Origin of the sequence: Pseudomonas sp. UBA6562, from assembly GCF_002434265.1 — a bacterium.
GTDB lineage: Bacteria > Pseudomonadota > Gammaproteobacteria > Pseudomonadales > Pseudomonadaceae > Aquipseudomonas.
Genome location: NZ_DJJS01000005.1, coordinates 19,631 through 36,693, shown reverse-complemented (window position 1 = coordinate 36,693; position 17,063 = coordinate 19,631). Strand labels below are relative to the sequence as shown.

General features: G+C 65.7%; 16 protein-coding genes. 6 read left to right on the top strand and 10 right to left on the bottom strand.

Annotated features, from left to right (window positions below; all coding sequences use genetic code 11):
* Positions 1–4 precede the first annotated feature (4 nt).
* Genes B4M43_RS06815 through B4M43_RS06805 form a run of 3 tightly spaced genes read right to left on the bottom strand, consistent with a single transcriptional unit; the run spans position 5 to position 2,621 of the window.
* Positions 5–154, bottom strand: a complete 150-nt coding sequence (locus B4M43_RS06815) for a DUF2474 domain-containing protein (protein ID WP_296265408.1) — start codon at positions 152–154, stop codon at positions 5–7.
* A gap of 13 nt (positions 155–167) precedes the next feature.
* Positions 168–1,175: a cytochrome d ubiquinol oxidase subunit II gene (gene cydB / locus B4M43_RS06810; protein WP_296265407.1), complete on the bottom strand. Its 1,008-nt coding sequence runs from the start codon at positions 1,173–1,175 to the stop codon at positions 168–170.
* A 3-nt stretch (positions 1,176–1,178) separates the two neighbouring features.
* Positions 1,179–2,621 (bottom strand): cytochrome ubiquinol oxidase subunit I, encoded by a 1,443-nt coding sequence (locus B4M43_RS06805; protein ID WP_296265405.1) that lies wholly within the window; start codon positions 2,619–2,621, stop codon positions 1,179–1,181.
* A 333-nt stretch (positions 2,622–2,954) separates the two neighbouring features.
* Between B4M43_RS06805 and B4M43_RS06800 the strand changes: the two genes are divergently transcribed.
* Complete coding sequence (locus B4M43_RS06800) at positions 2,955–4,178, top strand: MFS transporter (protein WP_296265401.1); 1,224 nt, start codon at positions 2,955–2,957, stop codon at positions 4,176–4,178.
* A gap of 8 nt (positions 4,179–4,186) precedes the next feature.
* Here the strand turns inward: B4M43_RS06800 and B4M43_RS06795 are convergent, their stop codons facing one another.
* Positions 4,187–4,663: a GNAT family N-acetyltransferase gene (locus tag B4M43_RS06795; RefSeq protein ID WP_296265400.1), complete on the bottom strand. Its 477-nt coding sequence runs from the start codon at positions 4,661–4,663 to the stop codon at positions 4,187–4,189.
* Positions 4,664–4,908: 245 nt separating this feature from the next.
* On the opposite strand from B4M43_RS06795, the gene B4M43_RS06790 reads away from it, so the two are divergent.
* Positions 4,909–6,204, top strand: coding sequence for an NCS2 family permease (locus B4M43_RS06790; protein ID WP_296265398.1), 1,296 nt, complete (start codon positions 4,909–4,911; stop codon positions 6,202–6,204).
* Positions 6,201–7,286 (top strand): tRNA (uridine(54)-C5)-methyltransferase TrmA, encoded by a 1,086-nt coding sequence (gene trmA / locus B4M43_RS06785; RefSeq protein ID WP_296265396.1) that lies wholly within the window; start codon positions 6,201–6,203, stop codon positions 7,284–7,286. The genes B4M43_RS06790 and trmA overlap by 4 nt, the downstream gene beginning before the upstream one ends.
* A 285-nt stretch (positions 7,287–7,571) precedes the next feature.
* Here trmA and pcaG read toward each other — a convergent pair whose 3' ends face one another.
* Positions 7,572–8,177, bottom strand: a complete 606-nt coding sequence (pcaG, locus tag B4M43_RS06780) for a protocatechuate 3,4-dioxygenase subunit alpha (protein ID WP_296265394.1) — start codon at positions 8,175–8,177, stop codon at positions 7,572–7,574.
* Positions 8,178–8,187: 10 nt separating this feature from the next.
* On the bottom strand, positions 8,188–8,907 hold the full coding sequence (gene pcaH / locus B4M43_RS06775) for a protocatechuate 3,4-dioxygenase subunit beta (RefSeq protein ID WP_296265392.1): 720 nt from the start codon (positions 8,905–8,907) through the stop codon (positions 8,188–8,190).
* A 205-nt stretch (positions 8,908–9,112) separates the two neighbouring features.
* On the opposite strand from pcaH, the gene ypfJ reads away from it, so the two are divergent.
* Both ypfJ and B4M43_RS06765 read left to right on the top strand, forming a co-directional pair.
* Positions 9,113–10,009 carry a KPN_02809 family neutral zinc metallopeptidase gene (gene ypfJ, locus B4M43_RS06770; protein WP_296265390.1) on the top strand — a complete coding sequence of 299 codons (897 nt, stop codon included), beginning with the start codon at positions 9,113–9,115 and terminating at the stop codon, positions 10,007–10,009.
* Positions 10,010–10,274: 265 nt separating this feature from the next.
* Entirely contained in the window at positions 10,275–12,191 is a 1,917-nt protein-coding gene (locus B4M43_RS06765) for a methyl-accepting chemotaxis protein (RefSeq protein ID WP_296265389.1), read from the top strand.
* A gap of 160 nt (positions 12,192–12,351) precedes the next feature.
* Here B4M43_RS06765 and ggt read toward each other — a convergent pair whose 3' ends face one another.
* The 3 genes from ggt to B4M43_RS06750 all read right to left on the bottom strand — a co-directional run bounded on the left by ggt (position 12,352) and on the right by B4M43_RS06750 (position 15,668).
* Positions 12,352–14,019, bottom strand: a complete 1,668-nt coding sequence (ggt, locus tag B4M43_RS06760) for a gamma-glutamyltransferase (protein WP_296265388.1) — start codon at positions 14,017–14,019, stop codon at positions 12,352–12,354.
* Positions 14,020–14,093: 74 nt separating this feature from the next.
* The gene (locus B4M43_RS06755; RefSeq protein WP_296265387.1) at positions 14,094–14,990 is read right to left on the bottom strand and encodes a LysR family transcriptional regulator; all 897 of its coding nucleotides are present in this window, start codon (positions 14,988–14,990) and stop codon (positions 14,094–14,096) included.
* Between the two features lie 90 nt (positions 14,991–15,080).
* Entirely contained in the window at positions 15,081–15,668 is a 588-nt protein-coding gene (locus B4M43_RS06750; RefSeq protein ID WP_296265385.1) for an NAD(P)H-dependent oxidoreductase, read from the bottom strand.
* 170 nt (positions 15,669–15,838) lie between these two features.
* Between B4M43_RS06750 and B4M43_RS06745 the strand changes: the two genes are divergently transcribed.
* Positions 15,839–16,147, top strand: a complete 309-nt coding sequence (locus tag B4M43_RS06745) for a putative quinol monooxygenase (RefSeq protein WP_296265383.1) — start codon at positions 15,839–15,841, stop codon at positions 16,145–16,147.
* Here B4M43_RS06745 and B4M43_RS06740 read toward each other — a convergent pair.
* A complete protein-coding gene (locus tag B4M43_RS06740) occupies positions 16,137–16,901 on the bottom strand; it encodes a sulfite exporter TauE/SafE family protein (RefSeq protein ID WP_296265382.1) in 765 nt (254 codons plus the stop codon). The genes B4M43_RS06745 and B4M43_RS06740 overlap by 11 nt on opposite strands.
* Positions 16,902–17,063 lie beyond the last annotated feature (162 nt).

Here is a 17,063-nt window from a genome sequence, read left to right as displayed (position 1 = left end):
GCGATCAGTGCGTGGTGAGCCCCGCCGCACTCATGAACAGGCGCATCAGCCAGGCGAATACGCCCAGGCTGGCCACGCTGGCCAGCCAGATCAGCGCCAGCCAGCCCAGTCGCCGCCACAAGGGCGTCGGTGTCTCATGGGGTTCAGGCTTCATAGGACGTCGCTCCTCAGTGATAGCCGTCGTCGTGCCCGACCTTGCCGCGGAACACGTAATAGCTCCAGAACGTATAGCCCAGGATCAGCGGCAGGATGAACAGCGTGCCCACCAGCATGAAGCTCTGGCTCTGCGGCGGCGCGGCGGCCTCCCAGATCGACACGGACGGCGGAATGATGTTCGGCCACAGGCTGATGCCCAGGCCGCTGTAGCCAAGGAAGATCAGTACCAGGGTCAGCAGGAAGGGCGCGTAATGGCTGCCGCGCGCCACCGCCTTGAGCAAGGCGTAGAAAGTCACCAGCACCAGAATCGGCACGGGCAGGAACCAGATCAGGTTGGGCAGGCTGAACCAGCGTTCGGCGATTTGCCCGTAGGCCAGCGGCGTCCACAGGCTGACTACGCCGATCACCGCCAGCAGCACCAGGGCCAGGGGTTTGGCCAGTTGGTGCATGCGCTGATGCAAGGAGCCGCCGGTCTTCATGATCAGCCAGGTCGCGCCCAGCAGCGCGTAGGCCACGATCAACCCCAGCCCGCTGAACAGGCTGAACGGGGTCAGCCAATCCAGGGAGCCGCCGGCGTAGTGTCGGTCGACCACTTTGAAGCCCTCGATGAACGCCCCCAGCGCCACGCCTTGGAAGAAGGTCGCCACCAGCGAACCGCCGATGAAGGCTTTGTCCCACAGGTGGCGCTTGGCGTCCCTGGCCTTGAAGCGGAACTCGAAGGCCACGCCGCGGAAGATCAGCCCCACCAGCATCAGGATCAGCGGCAGGTAGAGGGCTTCGAGCACCACCGCATAGGCCATCGGGAAAGCGCCGAACAACCCCGCCCCGCCGAGCACCAGCCAAGTCTCGTTGCCGTCCCAGACCGGCGCCACGGTGTTCATCATCACGTCGCGGTCGGCCTTGGCCGGGACGAAGGGAAAGAGCATGCCGATGCCCAGGTCGAAGCCGTCCATCACCACGTACATCATCACGCCGAAGATGATGATGCCGGCCCAGACCAGCGGAAGATCGATATCCATGGTTCAGTTCCCCTCGTTCAGACGCGCGGATCCGGCATCGTTGCCAGAGCCTTCTTCGGCGGCCGACAGTGGCCGCGCCGGCGTACGTTTGCGCCCAGGGCCGCCCGGCCGCGGCTGGTTGCCTTCGCCGGTGTGCGGGCCCTTGCGTACCAGGCGCATCATGTAACCCAAACCGGTGCCGAACAGCGCGAAGTACACCACCACGAACATCACCAAGGTGAAGCCCAGCTGGGTTTCGCTGTGGTTCGACACGCCTTCGGCGGTGCGCATCAGCCCATACACCACCCAAGGCTGGCGCCCGATTTCGGTGGTGAACCAGCCGGCGAGGATGGCGATCAGCCCGGACGGCCCCATCCACAGCGCCAGGTAGAGGAAGGGCCGCGAGCTGTACAGCCCACCCGTGCGGCGCAGCCACAGGCTCCACAGGCCGACCAGGATCATCAGCATGCCAAGGCCCACCATCACCCGGAACGACCAGAAGATCACGGTGGAGTTGGGTCGGTCCTCAGGCGCGAACTCCTTGAGCGCCGGCACTTGCTTGTCGAGGCTGTGGGTCAGGATCAGGCTGCCCAACACCGGAATCTCGACCTTGTAGCGGGTGGTCTCGGCCTGCATGTCCGGCAGCCCGAAGAGGATCAACGGCGTCGGCTCGCCCGGCGGGTTTTCCCAGTGGCCTTCGATGGCGGCGATCTTCGCCGGCTGGTGCTTGAGGGTGTTGAGGCCGTGGAAGTCGCCGATCACCGCCTGTACTGGCGCCACGATCAACGCCATCCACATGGCCATCGACAGCATCTTGCGCACTGCCGGATTGTCACGCCCGCGCAGCAGGTGCCAGGCCGCCGAAGCGCCGACGAAGAACGCCGTGGCGACGAAGGCGGCGACCGACATGTGCAGCAGGCGGTAAGGGAACGAGGGGTTGAAGATGATCGCCAGCCAATCGACCGGAATCACTCGCCCGTCGACGATCTCGTGGCCTTGCGGCGTCTGCATCCAGCTGTTGGAAGCCAGGATCCAGAAGGTCGAGATCAGCGTGCCGAGGGCCACCATCAGCGTGGCGAAGAAGTGCAGGCCACGGCCCACACGGTTCCAGCCGAACAGCATGACGCCGAGGAAGCCCGCTTCGAGGAAGAAGGCGGTGAGCACTTCGTAGGTCAGCAAGGGGCCGGTGACGGAGCCGGCGAACTCGGAAAAGCGGCTCCAGTTGGTGCCGAACTGGTAGGCCATGACCAACCCCGAAACCACGCCCATGCCGAAGTTGACGGCGAAGATCTTCGACCAGAAATGGTAGAGGTCGCGGTAGACCTGCCTGTCGGTCTTCAGCCACAGCCCTTCGAGCACGGCCAGGTAGCTGGCCAGACCGATGGTGATGGCGGGAAACAGGATGTGGAACGACACGGTGAAGGCGAACTGGATTCGGGCAAGCTCCAAGGCTTCTAGACCGAACATGGGCATTTTCCTCGTCAGGTGATCCGGCGGCTGGGCACGCGGCCCTCCGCTCACTGCCCCCCGGTGTATCGAGCGCTGTGCATTGGAATTGTTCGGTCGGATCGCGGGGGTACGGCTGTCCGTCGGCGCGGGTCGTTTTGATCCAGATCAACGGATAGGACCAAGCATAGTCCTCTGGCACCGGGTGGGGGCTGTGGTCGAATGCCGCGTGACGGAAGGTCTCACTGGGTTTACCCGGTGAGCGGACTGTGTAGAGGCAGGCAAGCAGCAACCCTTTGTTACAAACAGGTGGTACGCTGAGGGCGCCGTTCTTAAAGGCCAACGACTTTCTTTATGTCCGAACCCACTCTACTTCGCCATCACCGCCCGTTCGTCGCCTTCTGGTTCGCCCGGGTGTTCACCGCCAGCGGGTTCCAGATGCTCACCGTGGCCATCGGCTGGCACCTCTACCAGCTCACCGGCAACGTCCTCGACCTGGGCTTGGTCGGGCTGGTGGAGTTCGCCCCGCGCGTCTTGTTCATGCTGCACACCGGACACGTCGCCGACCGCTACGACCGGCGCCGTGTGGCCGCGCTGTGCCAGGCCCTGCAAGGTCTGATCGCGCTCGGCCTGGCGTTGGGCAGCGCCACCGACAACGTCAGCCGCGAGTTGATCTTCGCGCTGGCTTTCCTGCTCGGCGCCACCCGCGCCTTCGAGATGCCGGCAACCCAGGCGCTGCTGCCCAACATCGTGCCGCCGGGGCTGTTCCCGCGCGCGGTCGCGGCCTCCGCCTCGGCCAGCCAATCGGCGACCATCGTCGCGCCAGCGGTGGGCGGCTTCCTGTATGCCTTCGGCAGCCTCTGGGTGTACGGCCCGACCGTGCTGCTGTACGCCATCGCCTGCCTGCTGACCCTGAGCCTGAGCGTGCGTGCGCAAGTGGCCCAACGCGGTCGCGCCAGCCTGGAATCGCTGCTGGCCGGCATCCGCTTCATCCGCAGCCGCCAGGACATCCTCGGCGCCATTTCCCTGGACCTGTTCGCCGTGCTGCTGGGCGGCGCCACGGCGCTGTTGCCGGTGTTCGCCAAGGACATCCTGTTCACCGGCCCCATGGGCCTGGGCCTGTTGCGCTCGGCGCCGGCGGTCGGCGCCTTGCTGATGTCGCTGTGGCTGGCGCGCTTTCCCTTCGAGCGCAAGGTGGGGCGCACCATGTTCACCGCCGTGGCCGTGTTCGGTGTGGCGACCATCGCCTTCGGCCTGTCGACGTCGTTCTGGTTCTCGCTGGCGGTGCTGGTGGTGCTGGGCGCGGCCGACATGATCAGCATGGTGATCCGCAGCGCCTTCGTGCAGTTGGAGACGCCCGATGAGATGCGCGGCCGGGTCAGCGCCGTGAACGGCCTGTTCATCGGCGCCTCGAACCAGCTCGGCGAGTTCGAATCGGGGGTCACCGCGCACTGGCTGGGCACGGTGCCGGCGGTGGTGCTGGGCGGGGTCGGCACGCTGCTGGTGACCGGGGTGTGGATCAAGCTGTTCCCGACCCTGGCCAACCGCGACCGGCTACACAGTGAGATCAACCCGTAAAGCGCCGCTCACAGCACCAAGCTCATGCTCAGTTCGTGCCCGTCGCGGGCGCGATGGCCCAGCCCGCTGTCGCTCCACCCGCTGTGGCGGTAGAGCCGCCGCGCCAGGTGGTTGTCGGGCGCCACCGACAGTTGCAGACGGCCGATGTCCGGCCACAGTGCCCGCACCACACCTGGCAAGGCCTGCATGCATGCACTGCCCAAGCCGCGGCCCTGATGGCGCCGGTCGACCTGCAAGGCGATCAGCATCGCCGCATCGGCCTCGGCCCAGGCGGGCAGGAACACGCCGCGCTGGAGCAACAGCAGACCGCGCGGCACCTGCTCGTGCATCAGCACCAGGCAGCGCTGCTGCTCGCTGGGGTTGCGCGCGAGGTACAGCGCACTGGCCGCGTCGCCGGCATGACGCTGCTGTTCGGGCGGCAGCTGGATGTCGAGCGCCTGGGCTTGCTGGGCCTGGGTCAGGTTGCGGTAGTCGATCAGGTGCACGGGCTTGGGCTCCAAAACGGATGCGCAGTGTAGCCGAAGACCGCGCAACGGCCTGCAGGCACCCGCGCGCCCACCTTGCGTCGCCTTGCCACCCGACATTTCAGACAGAACCTACCGCTCGCCAAGCATGCTGGTATGATGCGCGGCTTTTTTCCGCCCCGGATAAAACACGGCAGCCTTCGCCGCCTGTGCTTTGCTCTTGGGGTCGATACATTCACGGCGCCGACGGCGACTTGGGAGCGGGCATGCTGGAAAGGCTGTTTCAACTAAGAGCACACAACACCAACGTGCGCACCGAGATACTGGCGGGCGTCACCACCTTCCTGGCCATGGCCTACATCCTGTTCGTCAACCCGAGCATTCTCGGCGAGACCGGCATGGACAAGGGCGCATTGTTCGTCGCCACCTGCCTGGCGGCGGCCATCGGCTCGGTGACCATGGGCCTGATCGCCAACTACCCCATCGCCCTGGCGCCGGGGATGGGGCTGAACGCCTTCTTCACCTACACCGTGGTGCTGCACCAGGGCCACACCTGGCAGGTCGCGCTGGGCGCGGTGTTCGTTTCGGCGGTGCTGTTCTTCGTGCTCTCGGTGCTGCGCATCCGCGAGTGGATCGTCAACAGCATTCCGCTGCCGTTGCGCTCGGCCATCGCCGCCGGCATCGGCCTGTTCCTGGCGCTGATCGCCCTGCACAACGCCGGCATCGTCGTCGATAACCCGGCGACCCTGGTGGGCCTGGGCGACCTGCGCAACCCCGCGCCGATCCTCGCCACCCTGGGCTTCTTCCTGATCGTCGGCCTGGAAGCGTTGAAGGTGCGCGGTGCGGTGCTGATCGGCATCCTGGCCGTGACCGTGGCTTCCATCGCGCTGGGCGTGACGCCGTTCGCAGGCGTGGTATCGATGCCGCCGTCGCTGGCACCGACCTTCCTGCAACTGGACATCGCCGGCGCCCTCGACGTGGCGCTGATCAGCGTGATCTTCGCCTTCCTCTTCGTCGACCTGTTCGACAACTCCGGCACCCTGATCGGCGTGGCCAAGCGCGCCGGTTTGATGGGCAAGGACGGCCACATGCCGAAGATGGGCCGCGCCCTGATCGCCGACAGCACCGCGGCCATGGCCGGTTCGCTGCTGGGCACCTCGACCACCACCAGCTACATCGAGTCGGCCGCAGGCGTCAGCGCCGGTGGCCGTACGGGCCTTACCGCCATCGTGGTCGCCGTGCTGTTCCTGCTGGCGCTGTTCTTCGCCCCGCTGGCCGGCAGTGTGCCGGCCTTCGCCACCGCGCCGGCGCTGCTGTTCGTGGCGGTGCTGATGGCCTCGGGCCTGGCGGAAATCAACTGGGACGACATCACCGAAGCCGCGCCGGTAGTGGTGACCGCCCTGGCCATGCCGCTGACCTACTCGATCGCCAACGGCATCGCCTTCGGCTTCATCGCCTGGACCGCCATCAAGCTGATCTCCGGCCGCTACCGCGACCTGAACGCGGCGCTGGTGATCCTGTCCATTCTGTTCGTCATCAAGCTGGGCTGGTTCAACGCATGAGTGCCGCTTTCGACCCTACCACCTACACCGAGCAACTGAACGCCAAGGCCGAGCGCCTGCGCGCGCTGCTGGCGCCGTTCGACGCGCCCGCGCCGCAGGTGTTCGACTCGCCCCAGGCACATTACCGGCTGCGCGCCGAGTTTCGCCTGTGGCGCGAAGGCGGCGACCGCCACTATGCGATGTTCGCGCCCGGCGAGAAGCACCAAGCGATCCTGATCGACGACTTCCCCATCGCCAGCCAGCGCATCAACGACCTGATGCCACGCCTCAAGGCAGCCTGGCAGGCCAGCGAAGCACTGAGCAACCGTCTGTTCCAGGTGGAATTCCTCACCACCCTGGCGGGCGATGCGATGGTCACCCTGTGCTACCACCGCCCCCTCGACGAAGCCTGGGAAGCCGCTGCGCAAGCGCTGGCCGGCGAGTTGCAGGTGAGCGTGGTCGGCCGTTCGAAGGGCAAGCGCCTGGTGATCGGCCGCGACTATGCGCTGGAGAAACTCGAAGTCGCCGGCCGGGTGTTCAGCTATCGCCAGCCGGAAGGTGCGTTCACCCAGCCCAACGGCACGGTGAACCAGAAGATGCTGGGCTGGGCCTTCGAGGCTATCGGCGAGCGCGACGACGACCTGCTCGAACTGTACTGCGGCAACGGCAACTTCACCCTGCCGCTGGCCACCCGGGTGCGTCAGGTGCTGGCCACCGAGATCAGCAAGACGTCGGTCAATGCCGCACTGAGCAACCTGGACGAGAACGGCATCGACAACGTGACCCTGGTGCGCCTGTCGGCCGAAGAGCTGACCCAGGCGCTGAACGAGGTGCGGCCGTTCCGCCGCCTGCAGGGCATCGACCTCAAGCGGTACGCCTTCGGCACCGTGTTCGTCGACCCGCCGCGCGCCGGCATGGACCCGGACACCTGCGAGCTGACCCGGCGCTTCGAGCGCATCCTGTACATCTCCTGCAACCCCGAGACCCTGGCGGCCAACATCGCCCAACTGCACGACACCCACCGCATCGAGCGCTGCGCGTTGTTCGACCAGTTCCCGTATACCCACCATATGGAAAGTGGCGTGTTGCTGGTTCGGCGTTGAGGTCGGTGGGTTCTTTGGATCCTATGGACCCTGCGAACCCTGTGGGTGCTGTGAATGCTGTGAATGCTGTGAATGCTGTGGGAGCTGTAGGAGCTGTAGGAGCGACTTCAGTCGCGATGGGCGGCAACGCCGCCCTAGATCAGGCACCCCTTACTCCCTGTCGAGCGGCATCGCGACCATTAGGCCGGCGCTGCCGGCCATCGCGGCTCAAGCCGCTCCCACAGGGGATGAGCCTTGGTCATCGCGCTCGATCGGAGTGCCGAACCCGCCGCTATCTACCGGGGTTCAGAAATCGAAGAACACCGTCTCCCCTTCGCCCTGGATACGCATGTCGAACCGATAGGCCGTCTTGCCGTCCACCTCGCAGCGCCGGGCGATCAGGGTTTCGCGGCGCTGGGGCTGTTCGATCAGGTTGAGCACCGGGCATCGGCCGTTGGCCTCGGTCTCGTCGTCGAAATACAGCCGCGTGTGCAAGTGGATGTTGATGCCCCGGGCGAACAGGCTGACGTTGATGTGCGGCGCCATCGGCACGCCCGCCGCGTTGCTCACCACGCCCGGTTTCACCGTATGCAGCGTCCACTCCCCCGCGTCGAAGGTGGTGGCGGTGCGGCCGAAGCTGTTGAAGGCGTTTTCCAGGTTGTAGTCCTCGTGGTAGCGGCCGTCGGCGTCGGCCTGCCACACCTCCAAAAACGAATCGCGCACCAAATGTCCGTTGCCATCGTAGACATGGCCGATCAGCAGGATGTGCTCGCCGGGCGCTTCGGGTTTGGCCAGGCGGTTCCAGATTTCCTCGGGCCTGGGCGGATTGCCGGCGGCCTGTAGCGCCAGGCCGATGTGCACGTAAGGCCCCGCCGTCTGCGAGGGGGTTTCCGGCAGCAGTTGAATAGGCATGTAGGATTCCTCAGCGGTTCTCGAAATGGGTCTGGCGCTGGCCGCGCAGGACGATGTCGAAGCGGTAGGCCAGGCAGTCCATCGGGTTGGCGTTGCCCATGTCGAGCTTGGCGATCAGTTGCTGCACCGCCTCGGGGTTGGCGATGGATTTGACGATCGGGCACAGCGGGATCAACGGATCGCCCTCGAAATATAGCTGGGTGATCAATTTGGTGGCGATCGAAGGGCCGCTCACGGAGAAGTGGATGTGCGCCGGGCGCCAGTCGTTGGGGCCGTTGCGCCAGGGATAGGGGCCGGGCTTGATGGTGCGGAAGCTGTAGAAGCCGTCGCGGTCGGTCAGGCAGCGACCCACGCCGCCGAAGTTCGGATCGAGCGGTGCCAGGTAGCGGTCGTTCTTGTGCCGATAGCGGCCACCGGCATTGGCCTGCCACATTTCCACCAAGGTGTTAGGTACAGGACGGCCATACTGGTCCAGTACGCGCCCGGCGACGATGATGCGCTCGCCGATGGGCAGGCCGCCGTGGTCGAAATTGAGCAGCAGGTCGTGGTCGTGTTCGCCGAAGCCCAGGTGGGCGAAGTTCGGGCCGGTGGTTTCGCTGATCGACTGTGGAATGCTCACCAGCGCCTGGCGCGGCGAACGGGCGATCGAGGTCTTGTAGTCGGGGGTCAGGGCTTTGGGGTGCCAGTTGCGATCACGGATCACGAAGCGGCGATTGTCCTCGGCGGGCATGGCCATTGTCCTCTCTTGGAATTGTGGGCGCCTGGGCGTGGCAGACGGACATGCAGTTTCCGTGAGGTAAACGCCGCCGAACATTGAAAAGACCGCCCTATCGCTTATCGAATTGGTTATGGATAAGGTGCCCGTTTTCGATGCTTCGACCGCCTGAACTAATCGCGTCGCGCGAAGCTCATACAGCTTATTGCAGGAGACTCTCATGGATTGGCGAAAAGGCCGGCGTAGCGACAACGTAGTGGATGCCCGAGGTTCGGGGGGCGGAGGCGGCGGTATGCGCTTCGGCGGTGGCAAAGGCTTGGGCCTGGGGGCGATCCTGCTGATCGTCGGCATCGGCTGGCTGACCGGCCAGGACCCGTTGCAGATCCTCGGCCAACTGACCGGGCAAGGCGGCCATGTCGAGCAGCGCCAGGCGGCGCCCGCCGGCACCGAGGGCAAGGCGCCTCCGGCCAACGACCAGCAGGCCGACTTCGTCGCCTCGATCCTGGGCGATACCGAAGACACCTGGAAAGCCCTGTTCGCCCAATCGGGCCAACAGTACCGCGACCCCAAGCTGGTGCTGTTCAGCGGCCAAGTCAATTCGGCCTGCGGTTTCGCTTCGGCGGCGGTCGGGCCGTTCTACTGCCCCGCCGACCAGCGCGTGTACCTGGACATGTCGTTCTTCCGCGAAATGGAAACCCGCTTTTCCGCCGCCGGCGATTTCGCCCAGGCGTATGTGATCGCCCATGAAATCGGCCACCACGTGCAAACCCTGCTCGGCGTGTCGAAGGAAGTGCAGGCTGCCCGCCAACGTGGCGAGCGCATGGAAGGCGCCAACGGTCTGCTGGTGCGCCAGGAACTGCAAGCCGACTGCTTCGCCGGGGTCTGGGCCTACCAGGCGCAGAAACGCCTGAACTGGCTGGAACCGGGCGATGTGGACGAGGCGCTGAACGCGGCCAACGCCATTGGCGACGACCGTTTGCAGCAGCAAGGCCAGGGCCGTGTGGTTCCCGATTCGTTCACCCACGGCACCTCGCAGCAGCGTGTACGCTGGTTCAAAACCGGTTTCGAACAGGGTGACGCCACCCAGTGCGATACGTTCAACGCCCGCAACCTGTAAACCGATCGCTCCGAACGCGGGCTGCCTGGTAGGCGGCCCGCGTCCGTTTCGGCTCCCTTCCCTACCTGCGCACCGGCGCTGGCTGGAAAACAGCTACCGTCAGTAATGGCCTATAGCCAGATTTTCCTAGGAAAATTCTGCTGAAAAAGCGTTTCAGCGAACGCGATGTCAGCCGATAACTCTCGGGTATCCGCGGGCTCTGAAGAACAAAAACGCCCCGCGATGACGAATCAAGTGAGCGAAATTTCTTCAGGGAGCGTGTGCAATGAACAGCTGGTTTGCCAACATCAGCGTCAACCTAAAACTGGGACTGGGCTTTGGCCTGGTCCTGCTCTTGACCGGTCTGCTGGCCTTGACCGGCTGGTTCAGCGTGGGCGGTCTGATCGACCGCAGCAACTGGATGAGCGATATCGGCCAGCTCAACAACGACCTGACCGAGCTGCGCGTCGCGCGCCTGCAATACATGATCGCCAATGGCGACGACGCCTCGGCGACCAACGTCCAGACCAAACTCGACACCTTCAGCGCGCAACAGCAACGCCTGGCCAAGGCCTTCAAGAGCGAAGAGAACGTGCGCCTGCTCGGCGAGCTGGGCAAGACCATCGAGCAGTACAAGGTGTCGTTGAACCTGATGCGTGGCGGCTACGCCGCTTCGAACACGGCACGCACGCGTATGCGCACCGCCGCCGCCGAAGCCGATGCGGCCCTGGAAGCGCTGGCCAAGGACCTGCTCTCCCGGCCGGAGGCCGATGCCACGCGCCTGGCCAACTACCAACTCATCAGCAACGCCCGCCAACAGTTCCTGCGCCTGAGCGTGAACGTGCGCAGCTACATCGCCGACACCAACGCCACCCAGGAAAAGGCCGCGCTCGACCAGTTCGCAGTGACCCGCCTGGCGGCCGACGAGCTGCAACGGCAACTGCCCGGCGAACCTGCGGTGCAACCTTTCGCCACGCAGTTGCAAGGTTACGGCCAATCCCTCCAGGCCTTCCGCGAAGCCGTGGCGACCATCGCCACCGCGCGCCAGGAGATGACCGTCGAAGGTGCCGACATCGTCAAGACCAGCGCAGCCCTGTACAAGCTCCAGCTCGATCGCCGCGACAGCGAAAGCGCCCAGGCGCGTACCTTGCAGATCGCCGCAACCTTGCTGGCCCTGCTGTTCGGTGTCTTGGCAGCGGTGCTCATCACCCGCCAGATCACCAAACCCTTGCAGGAAACGTTGGGCGTGGTCGACCGCATCGCCCATGGCGACCTCACCCACAACGTGCGCGTGACGCGCCGTGACGAGCTGGGCGTGCTGCAACAGAGCATCAGCCACATGGCCACCACCCTGCGCGAGCTGATCGGCGGCATTCGCGACAGCGTCACGCAGATCGCCAGCGCCGCCGAGGAACTGTCGGCGGTCACCGAGCAGACCAACGCCGGGGCCAACAGCCAGAAGATCGAAACCGACCAGGTGGCCACGGCCATGCACGAAATGGCTGCCACCGTGCAGGAAGTGGCGCGCAATGCCGAGCAAGCCTCGCGCGCGGCGACCAGCGCCGACGGCGAAGCCCGCGTGGGCGAGCAAGTGGTGGGCGAAGCGGTCGAGCAAATCGAGCGCCTGGCCGGCGAGGTGCACCGCTCCAGCGAGGCGATGAACACCTTGCAGCAGGAAAGCCAGAAGATCGGCAGCGTCATGGACGTGATCAAGTCGGTGGCCGAGCAGACCAACCTGTTGGCGCTGAACGCCGCCATCGAAGCGGCACGCGCCGGTGAAGCCGGGCGTGGTTTCGCCGTGGTCGCCGACGAAGTACGCGGCCTGGCGCAGCGCACGCAGAAATCCACCGAAGAGATCGAAGCTCTGATCGCCGGCCTGCACCGCGGTACCCAGCAGGTCGCCTCGATCATGCTCGGCAGCCGCGAGCTGACCGACAGCAGCGTCGAGCTGGCGCGCAAGGCCGGCGTTTCGCTGGGCAGCATCACCGGCACGGTGTCGAACATCCAGGCCATGAACCAGCAGATCGCCGCCGCCGCCGAGCAGCAGAGCGCCGTGGCCGAAGAAATCAGCCGCAGCATCCTCAATGTGCGCGACGTGTCGGAACAGACGGCTTCGGCCAGCAACGAAACCGCCACGGCCAGCGTCGAGCTGGCGCGTCTGGGCGGTCACCTGCAGATGTTGGTCAGCCAGTTCAAAGTCTGATCGGCGCTCTATGGCGGGCGCTGAACCCAGGTTCAGCGCCCGCCAATGCAGTGACCTTGTGGGAGCGGCTTCAGCCGCGATGGGCGGCAGAGCCGCCCCAACCCAGCCACGCGTTTTGACAGAAAAACCGTTTCGCGCGGCGTGGGCCGGCTCGTCCAAGTCACTTGACGATGATGCCCTGCCCCCGCCCACGCGGGTCGGACGCCGTTTCCAGCTGGGTGCCCTCGACGCGGATGGCCTGCACGTCGCCCATGTTCCAGCCCTGGTCCTCCAGCACATAGCCCATCTTCTTCAACGCCTCGGCCGCTGGCCCTTGCAGCGGCGCGTAGCTGTCGAAATAGATCGTGTCCTTGGGCAGCAACTGGTGGTGCACGCGTTGCGCAGCCACGGCCTTGTCCAGCGGCATGGCGTAGTCGTAGAGGTTGTTCATCACCTGGAAGATCGAGGTGAAGATCCGCGACCCGCCGGGCGTGCCCAGCACCAAGGTGACCTTGCCATCACGGGTGACCAGCGTCGGGCTCATCGACGACAGCATGCGCTTGCCCGGCTCGATAGCGTTGGCCGCACCGCCCACCACACCGAACACGTTGGCCGCGCCGGGCTTGGCGCTGAAGTCGTCCATCTCATCGTTGAGCAGGAAACCTGCGCCCTTGACCACCACGCCGCTGCCATAGTCGAGGTTGAGGGTGTAGGTGTTGCTGACGGCGTTGCCCTGCTTGTCGACGATGGAGAAATGCGTGGTCTGGTGCGATTCCAGCCCCGGTTTCACACCGTCGGTGGCGGAAATGGCGGTGGGGTTGACCTGGGCGGCGCGCTTGGCCAGGTAGTCCTTGGCGATGAGCTGGTCGACCGGCACCTTGGTGAAGGCCGGGTCGCCCAGATAATCGGCGCGGTCGGCGAACACCCGCTTCTCGATCTCGGCCAGCAGGTGGATGTAGCGCGCAGAGTTGTGCGCCACGCCCTTGAAGTCGGCGGCGCGGTCTTCCTTGATGCCCAGCAGTTGCGCCAGCGCGACACCGCCCGAGCTTGGCGGCGGCGCGGTGTAGACCACGTTGCCGCGCCACTGGATGGCGATCGGGTCGCGCCACACGGCCTTGTAGCCGGCCAGGTCTTCGCGGGTGATCAGGCCCTTGTCGGCCTGCATCTGCTCGACCAGCAGTTCGGCGGTGCGGCCCTGGTAGAAGTCGCTGACGCCCTTGTCGGCGATGCGTTCCAGGGTCATGGCCAACTCGGGCTGCTTGAACGGCTGGCCGGCCTGCATGCTGGCGAAGTAGTCGTTGAAGTTGGTGCCGTCCTTGAACAGGCCCTTGGCGTCTTCACGGTACTGGTACTGCTGCTCGGCGACGGTGAAACCGTTCTTGGCGTAGCCGATGGCCGGGGTGAGCAGCTCGCTCCACTTGAGTTTGCCGAACTTCTGGTGCGCCTCCCACAGCCCCATCACCGTGCCCGGCACCCCGGCGGCGCGGGCGCCGACCAGGCTCAGGTTCTCGATGGGTTCGCCCTTGTCGTCCAGGTACATGTTGCGCGTGGCTGCCTTGGGCGCCACTTCGCGGTAGTCGAGGAAATACGGCTTGCCGTCGACGAACAGGGTCATGAAACCGCCGCCGCCGATGTTGCCCGCTTCGGGGTAGGTCACCGCCAGGGTGAAGGCGGTGGCGACCGCAGCATCCACCGCGTTGCCGCCGCGCTTGAGGATGTCGGCGGCGACCTTGGCCGCGTACTGGTCGGGGGCGGCGACGGCGCCGCCTTCGAGGGTCACGGCAAAGCTGTTTGGGCTGCCGAGCAGGAAGGCCGTGACGGCCAGGGACTGGAACATGACGATACGCATGGGCACTTTCCTTGGGTAATTGTTCTTTTTGACTGCCCATTAAGGCCCAAGGCAAGGCGCGGCGCAAACGGCTTTCAACAGGCGTAGGCGGCAAGCTTGTGCTGGATGAAGTCGAGGAAGCACTGGATGCGCAGCGCCAGCTGCGTGTTGCGGTAGTACACCGCATGGATCGGCTGGCGGTAGCCGCTGTTGGCCTCGGCCAGCAGCACCTGCAGACGGCCGGCGCGGATGTTGTGGTGGGTCATGAAGTGCGATAGGCAGGCGATGCCCTCCCCGGCCAGGGCCAGTTGCCGCAAGGTCTCGCCACTGGACGCCAGCACCTGCGGGCGGATGCGCCAGCGGTCGCCCTCGGCGTGGCGCAGCGGCCAGTGGTTGAGGCTTTCCGGCTGGCTGAAGCCGAGCAGGCAGTGGCCCTCCAATGCCTCCACCGTGGTCGGCGTGCCGTGACGCGCCAGATAGTCGGGGCTGGCCAACACCAGAAGCGGGCTGCACCCCAACGAACGCGCGTGCAGGCTGGAGTCGGCCAGTTCGCCGATGCGGATGGCGACGTCGGTGCGCTGTTCGAGCAGGTCGATGATCAGGTCGTCGGTGTTCAGCTCCAGCTCGATGCCTGGGTAGGCGCGGCGGAATTCGCCGATCCACGGCACGATGGCGTGCAGCATGAAAGGCGCGGCCGCATTGACCCGCAGGCGCCCGGCCGGCTGCTGGCGGTGCAGCGCCAGGTGCTCTTCCAAGTCGTGCATCTGCGCCAGGATCAGCCGTGCGCGTTCGAGGAAGAAGCGCCCTTCTTCGGTCAGCTCCATGCGCCGGGTGGTGCGGTTGAGCAAGGTCACACCCAGCCGCGATTCGAGGCGCGACAGCGTGCGGCTGAGCGCCGAGGGCGTCTGCGCCAGTTGCTCGGCGGCGGCGGAGATCGAGCCGCAGTCGATCACCGTGACGAATACCTGGAGTTCTTCGGAGCGGGTCTTCACAGCGCACGGGCCTGTTGCGGAATGAACCGAACTAGATAACGGCTCGTGCACAGGATCGCAAGCCTTGTCGCCTGCGGGCGTCACAGCGCGTCACGCCTGGCCCAGCACCTCGCTCAGGTGCGCCCGGTAGGCGGCGACGGCGGCTTCGACATTGGGGCGCTTCATCACGTCGGTGGCGAGGAAGGTCGGCAACCCGCGCATGCCGAGGAATTGGTGGGCCTTGTGGAAGGGGAAGTACACGGCATCGACGCCCTTGCCTTCGAAGAAGTCGCTCGGGTCGTCGAAAGCCTGCTGCGGTGCGTTCCAGGTCGCGGAAATCATGTAGCGCTTGCCTTGCAGCAGGCCGCCGCTGCCGTATTTCTGCGAGGCGTCGGCGCGGGTGCGGCCGTCGCTCGCGTACAGGCTGCCGTGGCCGGCGGTGAAGACTTCGTCCATGTACTGCTTGACGGTGTGCGGCGCGCCCATCCACCAGCCGGGCATCTGGTAGATCACCACGTCCGCCCAGAGCCAGTCCTGCACCTGCTGCTCGGCGTCGTAACCGCCGTCGATGAAGGTCTGGCGCAGGTCGAAGCCGGCACGGTCCAGGTGCGTCAGGGCGGTGTCGTGCAGGGTCTGGTTGAGGCGGCCGTCGGAGTGGGCGAACTGTTTGCCGCCATTGAGCAGAAGAATGTTTTTCATGGGGGGCCTTGGGGTCGTTGCCGACCGGATCGCTAAGAAGGCCGGCAGACTAACCAGCCTCGGGCGTGGGAAACAGCCACGATGGGGCAAATGATAATTGCGCGAAAATCACGAATCCTGGCCTTACTGTTGTCATAGACTCGCACTTCAACTTCTGCGGAATCCTGCCCATGACGCAACAGCACGCCTTCATCCTCAAAGCCAAAACCCACCCGGAACGCGCCGACGCCTTCGAGCGTCTGTTCCGCGCCTATGTCGAGCCGAGCCGACGCGAACCGGGCTGCATCGAATACCACATGCTGCGCGACCTGGACGATCCGAGCCTGTTCATCTTCTTCGAGGTCTGGGCCAGCGAACACGACTTCAACACGCACATGGCCCTGCCGCACATGCGCACCTTCGTCGAGCAGCGCGCCGAATACCTGGAAGGCGAGTTCGACGTTCAGCGCATCGAAATGCTCAGCCCCGCTAGCCGTTGAGCAACAGGTGCAGCCCCAGCAGCCCCAGCCCGACGAAGAAACAGCGTTTGAACAGGGTCGGGCTGATGCGCTGGCGCAGCCACTGCCCGGCGAACATGCCCAGCAGCGCCGGTAGCAGCATCAGCAGCGAAGCGCCCAGTGCCTGACCGCCCAGGGCGTCCTGCCCCGCCAGGCCCACCGCCAGGGCCAGGGTGGACACGGTGAACGACAGGCCCAGCGCCTGCACCATCTCGTCGCGGCTCAAGCCCAGGCTTTGCAGATAGGGCACAGCCGGCATGACGAATACGCCGGTGGCGGCCGTCACCACCCCGGTGATCAACCCGCACAGTGGCCCCAGCCAGCGTTCGTGCCGCGGCGCCGCGCGCAGTTGCGGACCCGCCAGCCCGTATAGCGCATACACCACCAAGGCGCCGCCCAGGGCATGGGCAGCCCACGGCCCGCTGTCGATGCCCAGCCACAGGCTGCCCAGGCAGGTGCCGAGGAAGATCATCGCCAACAGGCTGCCCAAGCGCCGCAGCAACGCGCGCAAGTGCCCGCCGAAGGCCAGTTGCCACAGGTTGGTCACGGTCGACGGCACGATCAGCAGTGCCGCCGCCTGGGCCGGTGGCAGACCGAGCCCGAGCAGGCCCATGGCGACCGTGGGCAGGCCAAGGCCGATCACGCCCTTGACCGCGCCGGCGAGGAGGAAGGTCAGCAGCACCAGCAACGAAAGCGCGGCGCCGATGTCCTGATAGAAACCGAGAAATGTGTGCATGGCAGGCATCGTGCCTGGCACCGCGAGCGCTGACAACTCACCCCGCCGACCCCGACCCGCGCAATGGCCCAGGCCCCGACCGACCCCGGCGTGCAGCACCCGGTCACAGCGTGGGCGGTATAGCCTTGCCGTGCCTGCGCAGGCCGCGCACACTCGCTGACC

Coding starts and splice junctions, on each gene's coding strand:
- B4M43_RS06815 (WP_296265408.1), bottom strand. CDS start 154: ATGAAGCCTGAACCCCATGAGACACCGACGCCCTTGTGGCGGCGACTG.
- cydB (WP_296265407.1), bottom strand. CDS start 1,175: ATGGATATCGATCTTCCGCTGGTCTGGGCCGGCATCATCATCTTCGGC.
- B4M43_RS06805 (WP_296265405.1), bottom strand. CDS start 2,621: ATGTTCGGTCTAGAAGCCTTGGAGCTTGCCCGAATCCAGTTCGCCTTC.
- B4M43_RS06800 (WP_296265401.1), top strand. CDS start 2,955: ATGTCCGAACCCACTCTACTTCGCCATCACCGCCCGTTCGTCGCCTTC.
- B4M43_RS06790 (WP_296265398.1), top strand. CDS start 4,909: ATGCTGGAAAGGCTGTTTCAACTAAGAGCACACAACACCAACGTGCGC.
- trmA (WP_296265396.1), top strand. CDS start 6,201: ATGAGTGCCGCTTTCGACCCTACCACCTACACCGAGCAACTGAACGCC.
- pcaG (WP_296265394.1), bottom strand. CDS start 8,177: ATGCCTATTCAACTGCTGCCGGAAACCCCCTCGCAGACGGCGGGGCCT.
- pcaH (WP_296265392.1), bottom strand. CDS start 8,907: ATGCCCGCCGAGGACAATCGCCGCTTCGTGATCCGTGATCGCAACTGG.
- ypfJ (WP_296265390.1), top strand. CDS start 9,113: ATGGATTGGCGAAAAGGCCGGCGTAGCGACAACGTAGTGGATGCCCGA.
- B4M43_RS06765 (WP_296265389.1), top strand. CDS start 10,275: ATGAACAGCTGGTTTGCCAACATCAGCGTCAACCTAAAACTGGGACTG.
- ggt (WP_296265388.1), bottom strand. CDS start 14,019: ATGCGTATCGTCATGTTCCAGTCCCTGGCCGTCACGGCCTTCCTGCTC.
- B4M43_RS06750 (WP_296265385.1), bottom strand. CDS start 15,668: ATGAAAAACATTCTTCTGCTCAATGGCGGCAAACAGTTCGCCCACTCC.
- B4M43_RS06745 (WP_296265383.1), top strand. CDS start 15,839: ATGACGCAACAGCACGCCTTCATCCTCAAAGCCAAAACCCACCCGGAA.
- B4M43_RS06740 (WP_296265382.1), bottom strand. CDS start 16,901: ATGCACACATTTCTCGGTTTCTATCAGGACATCGGCGCCGCGCTTTCG.